15 protein-coding genes are annotated in these 15,463 nt (G+C 43.2%); 12 read left to right on the forward strand and 3 right to left on the reverse strand.

Annotation, left to right across the window (positions count from 1 at the left end):
* Positions 1 to 239: 239 nt before the first annotated feature.
* The 3 genes from ACT3QN_RS12465 to ACT3QN_RS12475 form a co-directional block, all read right to left on the reverse strand.
* Positions 240 to 1,385 (reverse strand): NAD(P)-dependent alcohol dehydrogenase, encoded by a 1,146-nt coding sequence (locus ACT3QN_RS12465; RefSeq protein WP_444523711.1) that lies wholly within the window; start codon positions 1,383 to 1,385, stop codon positions 240 to 242.
* A gap of 96 nt (positions 1,386 to 1,481) precedes the next feature.
* Positions 1,482 to 2,528, reverse strand: coding sequence for a TRAP transporter substrate-binding protein DctP (dctP, locus tag ACT3QN_RS12470; RefSeq protein WP_444523723.1), 1,047 nt, complete (start codon positions 2,526 to 2,528; stop codon positions 1,482 to 1,484).
* Positions 2,529 to 2,644: 116 nt separating this feature from the next.
* Entirely contained in the window at positions 2,645 to 3,988 is a 1,344-nt protein-coding gene (locus ACT3QN_RS12475) for a lyase family protein (protein ID WP_444520413.1), read from the reverse strand.
* Positions 3,989 to 4,012: 24 nt separating this feature from the next.
* Between ACT3QN_RS12475 and ACT3QN_RS12480 the strand changes: the two genes are divergently transcribed.
* From ACT3QN_RS12480 to ACT3QN_RS12535, 12 genes are all read left to right on the forward strand, one after another.
* Positions 4,013 to 4,810: an IclR family transcriptional regulator domain-containing protein gene (locus tag ACT3QN_RS12480; RefSeq protein ID WP_444523712.1), complete on the forward strand. Its 798-nt coding sequence runs from the start codon at positions 4,013 to 4,015 to the stop codon at positions 4,808 to 4,810.
* A 455-nt stretch (positions 4,811 to 5,265) separates the two neighbouring features.
* Positions 5,266 to 6,324 (forward strand): TRAP transporter substrate-binding protein, encoded by a 1,059-nt coding sequence (locus ACT3QN_RS12485; protein WP_444523713.1) that lies wholly within the window; start codon positions 5,266 to 5,268, stop codon positions 6,322 to 6,324.
* Between the two features lie 186 nt (positions 6,325 to 6,510).
* The gene (locus ACT3QN_RS12490; protein WP_444523714.1) at positions 6,511 to 7,428 is read left to right on the forward strand and encodes a TauD/TfdA dioxygenase family protein; all 918 of its coding nucleotides are present in this window, start codon (positions 6,511 to 6,513) and stop codon (positions 7,426 to 7,428) included.
* Between the two features lie 12 nt (positions 7,429 to 7,440).
* Positions 7,441 to 8,220, forward strand: coding sequence for a class II aldolase/adducin family protein (locus tag ACT3QN_RS12495; RefSeq protein ID WP_444523715.1), 780 nt, complete (start codon positions 7,441 to 7,443; stop codon positions 8,218 to 8,220).
* A gap of 263 nt (positions 8,221 to 8,483) precedes the next feature.
* The gene (pcaF, locus tag ACT3QN_RS12500; RefSeq protein WP_444523716.1) at positions 8,484 to 9,695 is read left to right on the forward strand and encodes a 3-oxoadipyl-CoA thiolase; all 1,212 of its coding nucleotides are present in this window, start codon (positions 8,484 to 8,486) and stop codon (positions 9,693 to 9,695) included.
* Entirely contained in the window at positions 9,695 to 10,867 is a 1,173-nt protein-coding gene (locus ACT3QN_RS12505) for an alpha/beta fold hydrolase (RefSeq protein ID WP_444523717.1), read from the forward strand. The genes pcaF and ACT3QN_RS12505 overlap by 1 nt, the downstream gene beginning before the upstream one ends.
* A 50-nt stretch (positions 10,868 to 10,917) precedes the next feature.
* Positions 10,918 to 11,646, forward strand: coding sequence for a protocatechuate 3,4-dioxygenase subunit beta (pcaH, locus tag ACT3QN_RS12510; protein ID WP_444523718.1), 729 nt, complete (start codon positions 10,918 to 10,920; stop codon positions 11,644 to 11,646).
* Positions 11,647 to 11,649: 3 nt separating this feature from the next.
* The gene (gene pcaG, locus ACT3QN_RS12515; protein WP_444523719.1) at positions 11,650 to 12,273 is read left to right on the forward strand and encodes a protocatechuate 3,4-dioxygenase subunit alpha; all 624 of its coding nucleotides are present in this window, start codon (positions 11,650 to 11,652) and stop codon (positions 12,271 to 12,273) included.
* A 103-nt stretch (positions 12,274 to 12,376) separates the two neighbouring features.
* Positions 12,377 to 13,567, forward strand: coding sequence for a 4-hydroxybenzoate 3-monooxygenase (pobA, locus tag ACT3QN_RS12520; RefSeq protein WP_444523720.1), 1,191 nt, complete (start codon positions 12,377 to 12,379; stop codon positions 13,565 to 13,567).
* 58 nt (positions 13,568 to 13,625) lie between these two features.
* Positions 13,626 to 14,297: a 3-oxoacid CoA-transferase subunit A gene (locus ACT3QN_RS12525; protein WP_444523721.1), complete on the forward strand. Its 672-nt coding sequence runs from the start codon at positions 13,626 to 13,628 to the stop codon at positions 14,295 to 14,297.
* Positions 14,297 to 14,944 (forward strand): 3-oxoacid CoA-transferase subunit B, encoded by a 648-nt coding sequence (locus tag ACT3QN_RS12530; RefSeq protein ID WP_444520422.1) that lies wholly within the window; start codon positions 14,297 to 14,299, stop codon positions 14,942 to 14,944. The genes ACT3QN_RS12525 and ACT3QN_RS12530 overlap by 1 nt, the downstream gene beginning before the upstream one ends.
* 177 nt (positions 14,945 to 15,121) lie before the next feature.
* On the forward strand, positions 15,122 to 15,463 hold a 342-nt coding region (locus tag ACT3QN_RS12535), incomplete at its 3' end, for a TRAP transporter small permease (protein WP_444523722.1).

A 15,463-nucleotide genomic window follows, 5' to 3' on the forward strand; every position in this document is an offset into this window, starting at 1 on the left:
ATCAAAAATATAAGTATTTAGTGTGGGAATAGGTTTTTAATCAAGTATCTAAGCAATCCGATAATGAATAAACTATGTTAGATGCAGCTATTTCTGGTGCAGTTATAGTTTTCAATCCTAAATAGCGCGTTTTACCGTACCTTGTCCTATATCAAATACATATGTCTCACCATCATGAATAACATTTTTACAAAGCAAAAGCGTTTAAATCATAGAAAAAGATTATCTAATCTGTTGCATCAACTTGTAGTAAGAATATCATCTGACTGCATTCTAACGATAGGCTTAAGAGTGACGCCTTTTTCACTATCCTCTGCGGCCTGATTAATATCTTTTAGATCGTAGAATTTAACGAGTTTATTGAAGGGGAATTTTCCTGCCATATAAAGATCTACTAGCGTTGGAATCAATGCAATAGGCACACTATCACCTTCAACCACGCCGACTAATTTTTTGCAGTTTTGCATAAAATCGGTCAGATCAATATCTGCCGTTGAACCTGGCTTTGAGGCACCAACAATAGCGCCAATGCCGCGAGGGCATAATGCGGTGACCATGCTTGAGATAAGCGACCCTATGCCAGTTGAATCCATAGCAAATTGTGCACCGCCGCCCGTAATCTCCTGAATACGTGCAACAGCATCTTCTTCTTTGCTGTTGATTACATATGTTGCTCCAATCTTCAGCGCTAGCTCCAATCGTGAAGGCACAATATCAACTGCAATAATCGTCGTAGCACCAATCGCTGCGGCTGCCATTACTGCTGATAGCCCAACGGCACCGCCGCCCCACGCAACGAAGCTAGAACCAGCTGTTACTTTGAGTGCATTCATGACGGTACCCGCACCTGTTTGAATACCACAGCCTAAAGGACCCAGTAGTTCAAGTGGTGCATCTTTACGAACTTTGATAACGTTGCGCGTATTTGCCACAGCATATTGACCAAACGATGATTGACCGAAGAAACGATCGTTCAGTTCGGTATCGTTGCTTGCGATTAAGGCATGAGAACCATCAACTCTTTGACCAGAAAAATTATACTGATTAAAGTTTTCGCAATAAGCAGGGTGACCTTCATGGCAAGAATCACATTTATTGCAGTTTAAAAAAGTCATAACAACATGGTCGCCAATAGTGATGTCTATTACTTTACTGCCGATAGACTCAATAATACCAGAGCCTTCATGCCCCAGTACTATTGGGTGCGGAACAGGGAACACCTGATCACGAGCGATCATGTCGGTATGGCACATTCCGGTTGCTACGACACGTACCAGCACTTCGTCATCTTGTATAGTAGCGGTTTTGACTTGCTCAATTTGGAATGGCCCACCTTTTTGGCGAATCACTGCTGCCGTGTAGCTAGTAGGGGTTGTCTGTATCATGACGATTCCTCTGAGTGACTGGTTAAAGATGCTAGAGTCATATGATTTTTAGTTTTTATTAACAATAGCAATGTCGACGAAAATAATGTTAAGCGATTAAGATTGACAAGCAGCACTGGCTTCTTTAGCCTTTTGATACACTGTTTGTGCGTCTAAATTCAGCGCTGTGACATCTTTTAGGTACTTTTGAGTACCAGCTTCTAACGGACCTTTCCATTTTGGATCGTTTAATGGATCTGGAATATCTATCATCGTGTCACCCTTGGCTTTGGCTTCTGCCATATATTTTGCATCTTCTGCATCAAATACTTTGCCTGCCGCTGCTGCCATCTGCATGCCTGAGTTGTTATCAATGACTTTTCTGAGGTCGTCTGGTAGGCTGTTATATTTGTCTTTATTCATAGTTACCATAATAGCGGAACTATAAAAAGGAATATTAGTGTGGGTGTTGGTTAGCTCTATCAACCTAAAGGACCCTGTCGCATCCCACGGCAGACTTAATCCATCTAATACACCGCGTTGCAGTGACGTATAAATATCAGTCGCAGGTAAGCCAACTGGCGTGCCACCTGCCGCTTCAATAATATCGCCTGCAATAGCAGAGGGGCGACGCATACGTAAGCCTTTTAAGTCATCTGGCGTGCGAATGGCTTTATCAACGGTGTGCATGCCGCCTGGACCTGTACCCATCATAAACAATAAATGAGTGTCTTCGTATTCACTCGATATCACCCCATCATCATACAGAGTCTGTAGCATACAGTTCATCTGAGTCGCTGAATTAGAAAGCCCTGGTAGTTCTGTCACTTGGGTCAATGGAAAGCGGCCATTGGTATAGCCTTGTAGCTGAGAGCCTATATCAACGATACCTTTGGCAGTCGCATCGTAAGTGGCATCAGGTTTACTAAGAGTTGCTGAAGGATATATTTCAACTTTGATACGGCCTTCAGACTCTTCTTCGACTTTTTTGGCCCAAGGCTCAAAAATTTCTGAATGAGTGGCCGCTGTTGCTGGCCAAAAATGTGAAAAACGTAATGTTGTGACTTCTTCGGTACTCGCCGTTGCGGCTTCGTTTGATTTCGAGCAACCAGTCAATCCAATCATAGCGGCTAACGTCAAACTAAGGGGAAGCGTTTTTCTCATCATAAAATCCTTTTTCGATATTCTGTTCTAAATAAGAACTCTTGTTCGTATAGTGAATTAAAAATACCTTGTTTTTACTTTTCTGTCAATCTGCTTTACTGCTTGTAGAACCAAATTTATGAAGTGATATCTTCAATAGCTAGTAATACGGTTTGACATTGTCTTTGCGCTGCACCGCAGTAGGTCAAAGGTGATAAAACTGTTTTAAGCTCATCATGATTGCTTAAACCTACAGACTGCTCTGATAGCAAAGCCAAAAAGGTAGTTGTAAATCCTTGATGTTGACCGTGGGCTTGTTGGCTCGCTTGATTAATTAACGGGTAGATTTTGTCTTTGTCTGCTTCAAAATATTTTTCTAGGCCTTTGATTAAATAAGCATCGCTATTTAAATCAAGGTTGGTCGCCATACGCTCAGGGTAGACCTGCAGTCCATGCAATAATACTTTTAAATACGATACAGCACCTGCTATCAAAGCTGTGCCTTCAGTTAAAGGTACCCAGCTAGCATGCCACTGTCCTAATGCGCGCTCAAAAGGCTGGGCAGTGCTATTACTAATTACACTCATATGTCCATGCATCCGTAACGTGGCAGTTCTGATCAAAGCGCATAGTACAGGGTTGCGCTTATGTGGCATTGATGAGGAGCCACCCATACCCTCAATAGACGGTTCAGCAACTTCACCTAGCTCAGATTGAGTCATCAAAGCGATGTCCTCGACGATATTTTCCATTGCCCCAGCACAGGCATCTAATGTAGAAGCAATAGCATGAATAGGTTGTCTATTGGTGTGCCAAGGGAGTAGAGGAGCTGATAAGCCCAGTGACTCCGCTAACTGTTGCGGTAGATTATGATGCTCGTTTTCTTCATTACTTACGCCAACAGGACCACCCCATTGTAAGTAAAACCCTGACTGCTCTAATTGTGCTAACTTAGGCATGATAGCTATCAATGAAGATGCCCATTGGGATACTTTGGTACCAAAAGTGATAGGTAGCGCCTGTTGTAGCAGCGTTCTGCCTGCCATCGGCGTTTTACGATGTGTTTGAATCAGTACCTCACAAGCTTTTAATACTTCAATCAAATCTTGATGAATGCGTCTAAATGAAGGTTTGAGCATCATCATCATCGCGGTATCAATCACATCCTGACTGGTCAATGTTTGATGAAAAAACGGTTTTATATCGGTTGGAAGTAAAGACTTTGCTTGTGTTACAAAAGGAATAGCAGCATTACCGCCCAAATAAGTTTGTTTTCCAATGGCGTCAATATCAAATAATTCTAAGGCTAACGCTTGCTGGGATTGTTGAAAGATGTTTTTTGGGATAAGCTGATTTTTCTCTCGCACTTTTAGAACGGCTAACTCAAAATCTAACATGGCTTGAGTGAAAGCCTGGTCAGAAAATGCATTGGCAATATCAGAATGTACAAAAGGCTGATTGATTAGTCGATTGATTTTCATTTAGAATTCCTAACTTTGGTAAGTATGAATAATATATCTATGAAACAAGATAAGAAAATATCCTTTGATAGTCCAGATTTCGTGACGTCTCTTGCTGGTGGTTTAAGCGTTCTGCGAGCGTTTGATGACAATCATTCAACGATGACGCTGAGTGAAGTCGCCGAATGTACCAATATGGACAGAGCAAAGGCGCGGCGCTATCTACTGACGTTGCATGCGTTAGGCTATGTTCATAAGGACAAGCGTCAATTTAAACTCTCTCCCAAAACGCTCAGTATTGGGTCTAGCTATCTAAGCAGTGCGCATCATCACGACATCGTGCAGTTCTATCTCGAACGTGTGACTGAAAAAACGGGTGAATCTTGTTCCTTTGCCGTATTGGATGATGACGAAGTAGTTTATATTGCACGGTCTGCTGCCAAGCATCGTCTGCTATCCATTTCGCTCTCTATTGGTACTCGGCTGCCTGTCGCTTACACTTCTATGGGCCGTGCTATATTGGCCAACCTGCCTGGAGATGAGCGTGAAGATTACGTCGAAAAAATTGAGCTAAACGCACATACACCCTTTAGTATCACTGATCGTAAACAATTCAAAGACATGTTAAGTGCCGCTCATGACGAGCAATATGTGGTTGTCGATCAAGAGCTTGACACTGGTCTGCGATCCCTTGCACTGCCTGTTTATAAGTCAAATAATGAACTTATCGGCGCTATCAATATCAGTACTAATGCCATGCGCGTGTCAAAAGATATGCTTATCAAAGAGTTTTTGCCCATATTGCGTGATTGCGCTGAAAAAATCCAAACGTATTATATCTAGTCAGTCAAGCCAAATGTTATTACCTGTTGAAGTTTATACAACGTTATGAGCAGATAAAAATCACGATTGAATGGTCATCATGAAAAAGGCTTCCAATGCTTTATAAAAAATTGCATTGGAAGCCTTTTTTTTGTCTTTTACCAAAACTAGGCAGCCAAGAATTGGGATTAAAATAATTATATTTTCTAAAAGGTAAATTATTGACAGCATGGTAAAAGGACAGTATAGTCAAGTTCATAATATGAACATTAGTTCTAATAAAGAACAAAGGATATCATATTTATCAAAAAAATTGAGGTAATTATTTGCTGCCATCTACCTTTTTTACTGTAAAGGAAGAGGTTGTCTTTAATAGACTCATAAAACACTACTGCAGTGCCAAGGATGGTGGAGCAGCTGGCATTGACCGTATTTAAGCTGACTCAGCTGCTATTTATATACAAGGAAGTATGCAAATGAAAATCAAAGATAACGTCAAAATGAGAGGTATGTCTGTGCTGATAGCCTTGGCATTAGGCATGGTAGGGTGTTCTGGTCAATCAAATGAGCAAAGCTCTGAAATTGAAACCACCGTTTTAAGGTTCTCACACTTTTGGCCTGCAACCTCTGCGATGCATATTGAAGTTTTTGAGCCATGGGCAAAAAAAATTGAGACGGAATCTAATGGCCAATTAAGGGTTGAGATTTATCCATCAGCAACGCTGAGTAAGCCAGACGTGATGTATGATTCTGCTGCTAAAGGCGTTATTGATATCGGCTCTCAGGCACACGGCTACAGTGCTGGTCGTTTTCCACTCACGCAGATTGCTGAGCTTCCCGGCCTTTCAAACTCTGCCACCCAAATGGGCTGCATTCTACAAACACTTTACGACGATGGCACTATCGCCAGTGAATATGAGGACACGCATTTGTTATTTCTCATGGGCGCAGGACCGGCTGCGATTCATACGGTTGGTGAACCTATTCGTGTTCCTTTTGATATGAAGGGTTTGCGTATTCGTCGACCATCAGCCATTGCAGGCGATATCATTGAAGCTACTGGCGGCACACCAGTGGGTCTTCCAGCTAATGATATCTACACCTCATTACAGCGTGGCGTGATTGATGGCCTCAGCTTTCCTTGGCAGCCAACGGGTGACTTTAGACTAGTTGAATTAACTAAAGCGCACACTAACATACCTTTCTATAATTCAGCATTGCTCGTGACTATGAACAAAAGTAAGTATGAGAATTTGCCTGACAACCTCAAAAAAATCCTAGATGACAACTCAGGTAGAGTAATGTCTGATTTGGTAGGTGAAGTAACAGATAGAGAAGATGCTCAGTATATGGCAGAAGCGCGTGCTGCTGGACATACCATGATTGATATCCCTGATCCGCTCAATGATCCTGATTGGAAAGGGCCTCTATTGCAAGGCACGCAGAAATATCTGAGCGATGTTAAAGCATTAGGTTTAGATGCTGATGGTATCTACGAAAAGGTAAAAACGGTTAGTGCAGGCTGTAAATCTTAGGCAATGGTAGGTAGGCCTCATGTAGACAGTCACAATGATTGTTCAATATGTAGCTTTTTATTGGCTGTAAGCGTTGCGCCTAAGCGTGACTGTCAATATTGACAAAGGATTATCTCTAAAAAATATCTTTTTGTCTTATGTTTGATAGTTGATAAAAATCAACAAAAATTTTAAAGGATTAAAATTATGAAGAGTATTACACATCCAACCGGACTGTTTGACAATGGTGCAAAAGACTATAAGCATATTACCGCTATTCCTTTAGCGGCGGCTATGGGAGCAGAAATACAAGGCGTAGATCTCAGCAATGTGAGCGACGACGCTTTTGCTGAGATAGAAGCGGCCTTGTATAGGCATAAGCTTATATTTTTTAGAGATCAAGACATCACTTTTACGGACCACGAAAATATAACGCTCAGATTTGGTGATTTTGGAACAGACGCCTACACCAAAGGTGTAGAAGGGCATGAGAACATCCAACCGGTCATCAAAGAAGCAACTGTCGAAACAAAGATGGTGTTTGGTAGTGGCTGGCACACAGATTCCGCCTTTTTAGACTGCCCGCCTGCAATCGCGATCAACTATGGCAAAGATATGCCTCCATATGGTGGTGATACCTTATTTGCAAACTCTGTACTCGCATACAACAGCTTAAGTCCAGCAATGAAAGAGATGATAGCCCCTCTTAAAGTATGGATGAGTGCTAAACACGTTGTGAGTTCTATGCAAGCTGAAAAACAGTCACAGAAAAGAAAGTCTGGTGAATTAGGCAGTTTAGAGCTTGATGTCGATACACAAAAAATGATTGAAGGATCTTATCACCCGCTGGTTAGAACACATCCTGTATCAGGCGAAAAATCACTGTATGTAGACAAAACCTATGCCTGCGGTATCGAAGGTATGACAGAAGAAGAGTCGCGTCCTCTACTGGATTTCTTAGCAAGTTTTGCGACTCAAGAGTCTTTTGTTTGCAGGCTTAAGTGGTATAACAATACGGTTATCATGTGGGATAACCGAATCTGCTTGCATCAGGCGTTTAATGACTATGATGGCTATAGAAGAGAGATGTATCGGGCAGTCGTCATGGGCGAAAAACCAGAATAAGAGGATGGCTTAATGAAAGATATTTTTGAATCAATAGTAACGCCGCCTGGCTATAGTGATGATGAGTGGCAGGCGAGAATTGAGCTGGCATTATGCTATAGAATGGTTGACTACTATGGTTGGACTACACAAGTTTATAACCATATCTCGTATCGAATTCCGGGTACAGATCATTTACTAATTAATGCATTCGGGCTTTTATATGGTGAAATTACCCCTTCAAATCTGGTAAAAATAGATTTTGATGGTAATAAGCTTGATGATTCACCGTTTCCAATCAATAAAGCGGGCAACGTCATTCATACCGCCATCCATAAAGGTCGTCCTGATATTCACTGTGTGATGCACACTCACAATACAGATTTACAGGCAGTTAGTGCTTTGGAATGTGGTTTTATACCTTTATTCCAGGAAGCGTATATGTTTCATGATCGTATTGGTTATCACCCTTTTGAAGGCATTGTATTAGATGCAACAGAACAAGAGCGACTTGTTGAGTCAATTGGTACTGACAATCACACGCTCATGCTTAACAACCACGGTGTTATTACCACTGGCCCTGATGTGTCATGGGCGTTCATGCGAATGTACCAAATTATACAAGGCTGTGAGGTTCAGTTAAAGGCGATGGCTTCTGGTGGTAAATTACTCCAAGCTAGTGATGAAGCAATGATTAAAACCAGAGAGCAGTTTGAGGGCGGTGACGCGCAAGCTGGTGCCCAGGTTAGGCTACCTGAATGGCCAGCATACTATCGGTTGATGAGCCGGATTGATCCTAACTGGATAAGATGAACTACTTGTTCTTACTGATATTTTGTCAGTTTATTTACATAGATTAGTAGAGTTTTTAGAAATGAAAACCCACGAATTAGCGTGGGTTTTTTATTTTGGAAAAACAAGTAAACTCTGTTGACAAAAGCCAATAAAAAGTATAATTTAATTCATTATACGAACAATAATTCTTATATAGAACAATATTGGTAACAATCAGTATTGAATCTTGAGGGTATAGCGTAATGACAATGTGCCCATATTGCCTTTAGGGAGAAAGCAGCATGACCCCAGTATATATTTGTCACCCCAAACGTTCAGCAGTAGGTCGGTATGGCGGCGTATTGGCCGATATACGTCCTGATGATTTGCTGGCACAAGTGATCAAAGCAGTGCTTGAAGACGCTCCTGATTTTGACCATAGTGCGATTGAAGACAGCTTTATAGGCTGTGCTAACCAAAGCGGTGAAGACAATCGTAACGTTGCGCGCATGAGTGGCTTGTTATCAGGGCTATCAGAAAAAGTACCAGCGACAACCATCAATCGACTATGTGGCTCAGGCCTCGATGCAGTAGGAACGGCCTTTCGTGCCATAGTCAGTGGTGAGATGGAGCTAGCATTAGCAGGTGGAGTTGAGTCTATGACCCGAGCGCCATTTGTAATGGGTAAGCCTGAGGGTGCCTATGATCGTCGTCAAACGCTGCAAGACACGACCATGGGCTGGCGTTTTATTAATAAAAAAATGGACGCTATGTATGGTACAGAAGCGATGCCACGTACCGCAGAAAATTTAGCGGAAAAATATAATATCTCTCGTGAAGACCAAGATTCTTTTGCAGTGTGGTCACAACAAAAGGCCGCTCAGGCACAAAATGATGGACTTTTAGCGACCGAAATCACTCCTATTACGATTGAGAGACGTAAAAAAGAAGCGCTAATCGTCGATACAGATGAGCATCCACGTCCGAATACTGATATGACTGCTCTAGAAAAGCTGCGTCCTATCTACGAAGGAGGGACAATTACTGCTGGTAATGCTTCTGGTATCAATGATGGTGCTGCTGCGATGTTGATCGCTAGCGCCGCAGCTGTCAAAAAATACGGTCTAACACCTGTTGCCAAAATAGAAGGCATGGCAACGGCGGGTGTGCCTCCGACCATTATGGGTATTGGCCCTGTGCCTGCCACCCAAAAGCTCTTGAAGCGTCTTAATCTTAGTCTGGATGATATCGATATCATTGAGCTTAATGAGGCTTTTTCTGCTCAAGCACTGGCTTGTTCAAGAGAGATGGGTCTAGAAGACCGTGATCCGCGTCTTAATCCCAGAGGTGGCTCTATTGCACTGGGTCATCCACTAGGGGCTTCAGGCGCTCGTATTTTGATTTCAGCTATTCATGAGTTACAACGTACCAAAAAAGATCGTGCACTTTGTACAATGTGTATTGGTGTTGGACAAGGTATTGCTTTAGTGGTTTCAAGAGTAGGAGAACAATAATGGCATTTTTGACAACAGACACGCATCTCGTTGCTTACCAAGATAGTGGTGAAACCTACTTGCCAGCATTATTTATGGCGCACCCGTTAGGTATGAGCCGTAATGTATGGGACAAAGTATGTGATGAGCTACATGGTCATTATCGCTGCATACGTTGGGACCTACCAGGCCATGGCAGCAGTGGCGCTGCTTGTACAGATTTGACGCTAGAGCAACTGGCTTATGATGTGCTCAGCTTAGCGAACGCTTTAGATATTGAAAGATTTAGTTTCATTGGTACTTCGATTGGCGGCATGATCGGGCAAAGCCTCTGCCAAATTTCGCCAGAATCTTTAGAGCAGGTTTGGCTCACCAATACAGGTGCTGTGATTGGTACAGCTGAGGCGTGGTCTGAACGCGCTGCCAACGTTCGTAGTTTGGGCCTGGCTCAAATGGCTGAAGGAATTGTCCCGCGCTGGTTTGCCCCTGCGTATATTAAGCAAAATCCTGATGCACTGCTTGGCTGGCAAGTACAGTTATCACGCAATGGCGATGAGAGCTACGCCAAACTTTGTGAAGCTATAGCTAAAGTAGACAACCGCAAAAAGCTAACAACTTATAGAGATAAAGTGGTTTTGGTGGCAGGGGGAGAAGATGTCTCGACACCACCTGCCAAACTAGAGGAGATAAAAACTGAGTTTACTGATGCAAAATTAGAAACTTTTGAAGGTGTGGGCCATGTACCGTCAATAGAAGCAACGAGCCAATTGGTCAAATTAATACAGTCAGATGCGGCTCGCAAGACAGTCGGACAGACGGGTATTGGCTATGAGCAGGGCCTAGTCCAGCGTAAGCGCATTTTAGGAGAGGCCCATGTTGAAAAAGCATCCCAAAATGCCACCACATTGGACAGTCCATTTCAACAATTTATCACGCGTAATGCTTGGGGAGAGCTGTGGGGCGATCACAGTCTCACGGTACAGCAACGAAGCATGATTACCACTGCGATATTGGCCGCACTCGGGCGTGATGGTGAGCTTGGCTTACATCTACGTACCGCGCATCGTCTAGGTATTAATGAAGATCAGTTACGTCAGGTGCTGATGCATGTATCGGTCTACGCTGGCGTACCAGCAGCCAATCATGCTTTTTCTTTGGCCAAGGACAATGGCTGGGGCAATCCTACCGTCTGATATCAAATGCTTTTAAAAGATAAATCTGCTTAATAAAATGGAGAGCTGTAATGAGCCATAAGTACCCTTCTTTTCTACCGCGTGAACGGTCTTGGCAGCCTGGGCCATTTACGCCAGGCTACAAAACAACAGTAGCAAGATCACCGCGCCAAGCCCTAGTCAGTCTCCAAAGAGCTAGCGATTCAGAGCGTAGTGGCCCTGTTTTTGATGGCTTAGAGATTGGTCAGTATGACAACGACTTACTAATGAACTTTCGGACAGAAGGCACGCAAGCAGGTTTGCCCATCGGTGAACGTATCATCATGCATGGTCAAGTAATCGATCAGTTTGGTAAGCCTGTCCCCAATACGTTGGTTGAGATGTGGCAAGCAAATGCTGGTGGTAAATACCGTCACAAAAGAGATGGCTATCTGGCACCACTAGATCCTAACTTTGGTGGTGTGGGACGATGCGTTACAGATGCCAAAGGGCGATACCGTTTTCGTACCGTGCGTCCCGGCCCTTACCCATGGCCAAATGGAGTCAATACATGGCGCCCTGCACACATTCACGTATCTGTAATGGGTCCGTCAATTTCTACACGTTTGGTGACTCAGATGTATTTTGAAGGGGATCCCCTTATTCCGATATGTCCAATCGTACAGGTATTAAAGGATCCAGAGGCAGTTGAAACGATGATTGCACGTCTAGACATGTCTCAGAGCAAGCCAATGGATTGTTTGGCATATCGTTTTGATATTGTGGTGCGCGGCGCATTACAAACTTATTTTGAGGAGTAGATCATGTATAGCCAATACAAACTACAAGATGATAGCGGTCTGCTACGTGAAACAGCATCTCAAACAACGGGTCCGTTTGTCCATATCGGTTTGGCATTAGAGATTGCAGGCTTTGAATCGCGTTCAGATGAAATTTGGCAAGATTTGGCCAAAGAAGGTGCTGAGGGAGAGCATATTGAATTGGTGGGTCATGTATACGATGGCAATGGTGATGCGGTCCATGATGCATTGATCGAGATATGGCAAGCAGACAGCCACGGTAATTATATTAGCAACTTTGATAACAAAGAACCGTTTAGCGGGTTTGGTCGTAGTGCTTGTGCCTTGGATGGGGATTTTCATTTCCATACCGTCAAACCTGGACAAGTAGGTTTTTATGGTAAGCCCATGGCACCGCACGTCAATATCGCCATTTTTGCACGAGGTATAAACCTACACCTGCAAACCAGAGCATATTTCGATGATGAGCAGGAAGCCAATGAGCAGTGTCCAATATTGAACAGTGTGCCTTCAGTGGAGCGCCGTAAAACATTAATTGCTAAAAAAGAGCAGGGTGGAGACAAGCCTCGCTACCGTTTTGATATTTATTTACAAGGTGACAACGAGACAGTTTTCTTTGATTTTTAAAAGATTGTTGTGCAGTTTAAGTGCGTTGTTTGATAGTTAGTATTTCCTATTTAATATTTTTAGGCAAACTAGGATTTGCCAAATAACAAATGAGAGGGATTTCATGAAACACAAAACGAAAGTAGCCATTATTGGTGCAGGTCCGTCAGGACTATTGCTTGGTCAGTTGCTGACTAAAGCTGGTATCGACAATGTTATTTTGGAGAGACAAACGGGTGAGTATGTCTTAAGCCGTATTCGCGCAGGTGTACTAGAGCAAGGTACGGTAAACCTAATTCGCGAGTCAGGTGCGGGCGAACGTATGGACAAAGAAGGTCTAATCCATACAGGTACAGATTTTAGTTTTCAGGGTGAGCATTACCATATTGATATAGAAAAATATAGTGGTGGCAAGCATGTCATTGTTTATGGTCAGACTGAGGTAACTCGTGACCTGATGGAAGCGCGTGAGAAAGTTGGTAGTACTACTATCTATGAAGCAGATAATGTTGAGTTACATGATATTGAGTCAGATAGCCCTTATGTGACGTATCAGCATCATGGTGAGTCGTTTCATTTAGATTGTGATTATATCGCTGGATGTGACGGGTTTCACGGTGTGTCGCGCAAATCGATCCCATCTGATCAATTAGAAGAGTACGAAAAAGTCTATCCGTTTGGTTGGCTTGGGTTGATGAGTGACACACCGCCTGTCAACGACGAGTTGGTGTACTGTGCTCATGAGCGCGGCTTTGCGCTATGTTCGATGCGTTCTGAAACTCGCAGTCGCTACTATATTCAAGTACCTGATACAGACAAGATTGAAAACTGGAATGAAGAAAAGTTTTGGGCAGAGCTCAAACGCCGTATTCCACCAGAGATGGCAGAGCGTCTGGTAACTGGTCCTGCAATAGAGATGAGTATTGCACCGCTGCGCTCGTATGTCTGCGAGACAATGCAGTATGGCAAAGTATTTTTGTTGGGAGACGCCGCGCACATCGTACCACCGACGGGTGCTAAAGGATTAAATCTTGCGGCTAGCGATGTCGATACGGCTTATCGTTTGTTCGTAAAAATATATGAAGACAATCGCATTGATCTCATTCCTCGTTATCAAGAAATTTGTCTAGCGCGCACTTGGAAAGCCGTCCGTTTTTCATGGTGGATGACAATGCTATTACATCGCTTTCAAAGCGCTGGACGTTTTGATTTCCGTGTACAACAAGCTGAGTTTGATTACTTTATTAATTCAGATGCTGGCAAAGCAACCATTGCTGAGAATTATGTTGGCCTACCATTTGAAGCATTAGAGTAAATAGCTGAGTTTCAATTATTTAGATCTAGCGACTCAACTTTTTATATAGGATGATTCCATGTTAAACAAAGTGACAGAATCTGCCATCGACGCCATGAATCATATCAATGATGGGTCGACCATCTTGATAGGAGGCTTTGGCTTGGCAGGTCAGCCCGCCGAGTTGATCGACGCATTGATTGAACGCAATGCCAAGGATTTAACCATTGTTAGTAACAATGCAGGCAACGGCGAGACAGGCTTGGCGTTATTGCTAAAATCAGGCTGCGTACGCAAAATTATTTGTTCGTTTCCGCGTCAGCACGATTCATATATTTTCGATGATCTTTATCGTTCAGGCAAAATTGAACTCGAAGTGGTACCACAAGGTACGTTGGCTGCTCGTATGCAAGCTGGCGGTAGTGGTCTTGGCGCGATTTATACGCCGACCGCTTATGGTACGCTGCTTGCTGAAGGCAAGGAGACACGAACTATCGATGGCGTAAACTACGTATTAGAATACCCAATTAAAGCAGATTTTGCCCTTATCAAAGCCTTTCAGGGCGATCGTTGGGGGAACCTAACTTATCGTAAAGCTGCTCGTAACTTTGGTCCAGTTATGGCGGCAGCATCGAAACATACTATCGCTCAAGTGAGTGAGGTTGTTGAATTGGGTGCGTTGGATCCTGAGCACATCATTACGCCAGGTATCTTTGTGCATCAAGTTGTCTGTATTGAAGGAGACAAATAATGAGTAATTATACTCCGCGTTCAGTTGATGAGATTGCGAAGCGTGTCGCTCAAGACATTGAAGAAGGCATGTATGTCAATTTGGGTATCGGACAGCCTACTAAAGTCGCTGATTTCCTACCAAAAGATAAAGACATTTTTTTGCATAGTGAGAATGGTGTTTTAGGCATGGGGCCAGCCCCTGAAGAAGCTGATAGAGATGGCGATCTGATCAATGCTGGCAAACAATATATCACGCTACTCAAAGGCGGTAGTTACTTTCACCATGGTGACTCTTTTGCCATGATCCGTGGCGGACATATTGATCTATGTGTTCTTGGTGCATTTGAAGTGGCTGAAAATGGTGACATCGCCAACTGGTTTTTGGGTCGTCCTAAGGACATTCCAGCAGTAGGTGGTGCGATGGATTTGGCAGTGGGGGCTAAAAAAGTCTATGTCATTATGGATCACGTTAGCAAAAATGGCGAGCCCAAAATTGTCAAAAACCTTAAACTACCGATCACAGGAGAACAGTGTGTTAATAGAATTTACACTGATTTGGCAGTGCTTGATGTCACAGATCAAGGGCTAGTAGTTCGTGACATGGTCGTGGGGCTAAGTTTTGATGCACTGCAAGAAAAAACAGGGGCTAAATTGATAAGATCATAATCAGCTATTATTTAATACACTTTACTATTAGCAATATATTTAACCATCAAGAAAGGACTCCATGATGAGGATTAATTTATCTGCGTCAGCCATAGAGGCTGTCCGGCCCGATCTATCTAATACACCTAGTAACTTTGATACTGCTGCATTGGCCGTTCTTGCTTTGGTAGGTGCGTTATGATGATCCTAACAAAAACCAGCGCGACTATCTCGCGGCTGTGTCAATTTATCGGCGGTGTTAGTCTCATCATCATCGTGCTTACCACTATGCTCGACGTTAGCGCACGCTACATATTCAAACTCACCGGTGGTGAGTTTGGATTTACCGTCAAAGGTAGTGTAGAGATCGTTTCCTACTTTATGCTATTTGCATTATTAGCCGCCTTTGCTGCTTTCGTTGAACGCTCACAAATCATCGTCGATGTCTTTACCCAGAAAATGCCACAGTCTATCAAAGGCTACCTCATGGGTATCTTTATGATGGGCTTCTTTGTCATCGGCATCGTATTCTCATGGGGA

It is taken from the genome of Psychrobacter sp. AOP7-C1-14, from assembly GCF_052376135.1.
GTDB lineage: Bacteria > Pseudomonadota > Gammaproteobacteria > Pseudomonadales > Moraxellaceae > Psychrobacter.

Bases quoted from the DNA above. Each gene is read 5' to 3' on its own strand.
- ACT3QN_RS12465 (WP_444523711.1), bottom strand. From the start codon at position 1,385: ATGATACAGACAACCCCTACTAGCTACACGGCAGCAGTGATTCGCCAA.
- dctP (WP_444523723.1), bottom strand. From the start codon at position 2,528: ATGAGAAAAACGCTTCCCCTTAGTTTGACGTTAGCCGCTATGATTGGA.
- ACT3QN_RS12475 (WP_444520413.1), bottom strand. From the start codon at position 3,988: ATGAAAATCAATCGACTAATCAATCAGCCTTTTGTACATTCTGATATT.
- ACT3QN_RS12480 (WP_444523712.1), top strand. From the start codon at position 4,013: ATGAATAATATATCTATGAAACAAGATAAGAAAATATCCTTTGATAGT.
- ACT3QN_RS12485 (WP_444523713.1), top strand. From the start codon at position 5,266: ATGAAAATCAAAGATAACGTCAAAATGAGAGGTATGTCTGTGCTGATA.
- ACT3QN_RS12490 (WP_444523714.1), top strand. From the start codon at position 6,511: ATGAAGAGTATTACACATCCAACCGGACTGTTTGACAATGGTGCAAAA.
- ACT3QN_RS12495 (WP_444523715.1), top strand. From the start codon at position 7,441: ATGAAAGATATTTTTGAATCAATAGTAACGCCGCCTGGCTATAGTGAT.
- pcaF (WP_444523716.1), top strand. From the start codon at position 8,484: ATGACCCCAGTATATATTTGTCACCCCAAACGTTCAGCAGTAGGTCGG.
- ACT3QN_RS12505 (WP_444523717.1), top strand. From the start codon at position 9,695: ATGGCATTTTTGACAACAGACACGCATCTCGTTGCTTACCAAGATAGT.
- pcaH (WP_444523718.1), top strand. From the start codon at position 10,918: ATGAGCCATAAGTACCCTTCTTTTCTACCGCGTGAACGGTCTTGGCAG.
- pcaG (WP_444523719.1), top strand. From the start codon at position 11,650: ATGTATAGCCAATACAAACTACAAGATGATAGCGGTCTGCTACGTGAA.
- pobA (WP_444523720.1), top strand. From the start codon at position 12,377: ATGAAACACAAAACGAAAGTAGCCATTATTGGTGCAGGTCCGTCAGGA.
- ACT3QN_RS12525 (WP_444523721.1), top strand. From the start codon at position 13,626: ATGTTAAACAAAGTGACAGAATCTGCCATCGACGCCATGAATCATATC.
- ACT3QN_RS12530 (WP_444520422.1), top strand. From the start codon at position 14,297: ATGAGTAATTATACTCCGCGTTCAGTTGATGAGATTGCGAAGCGTGTC.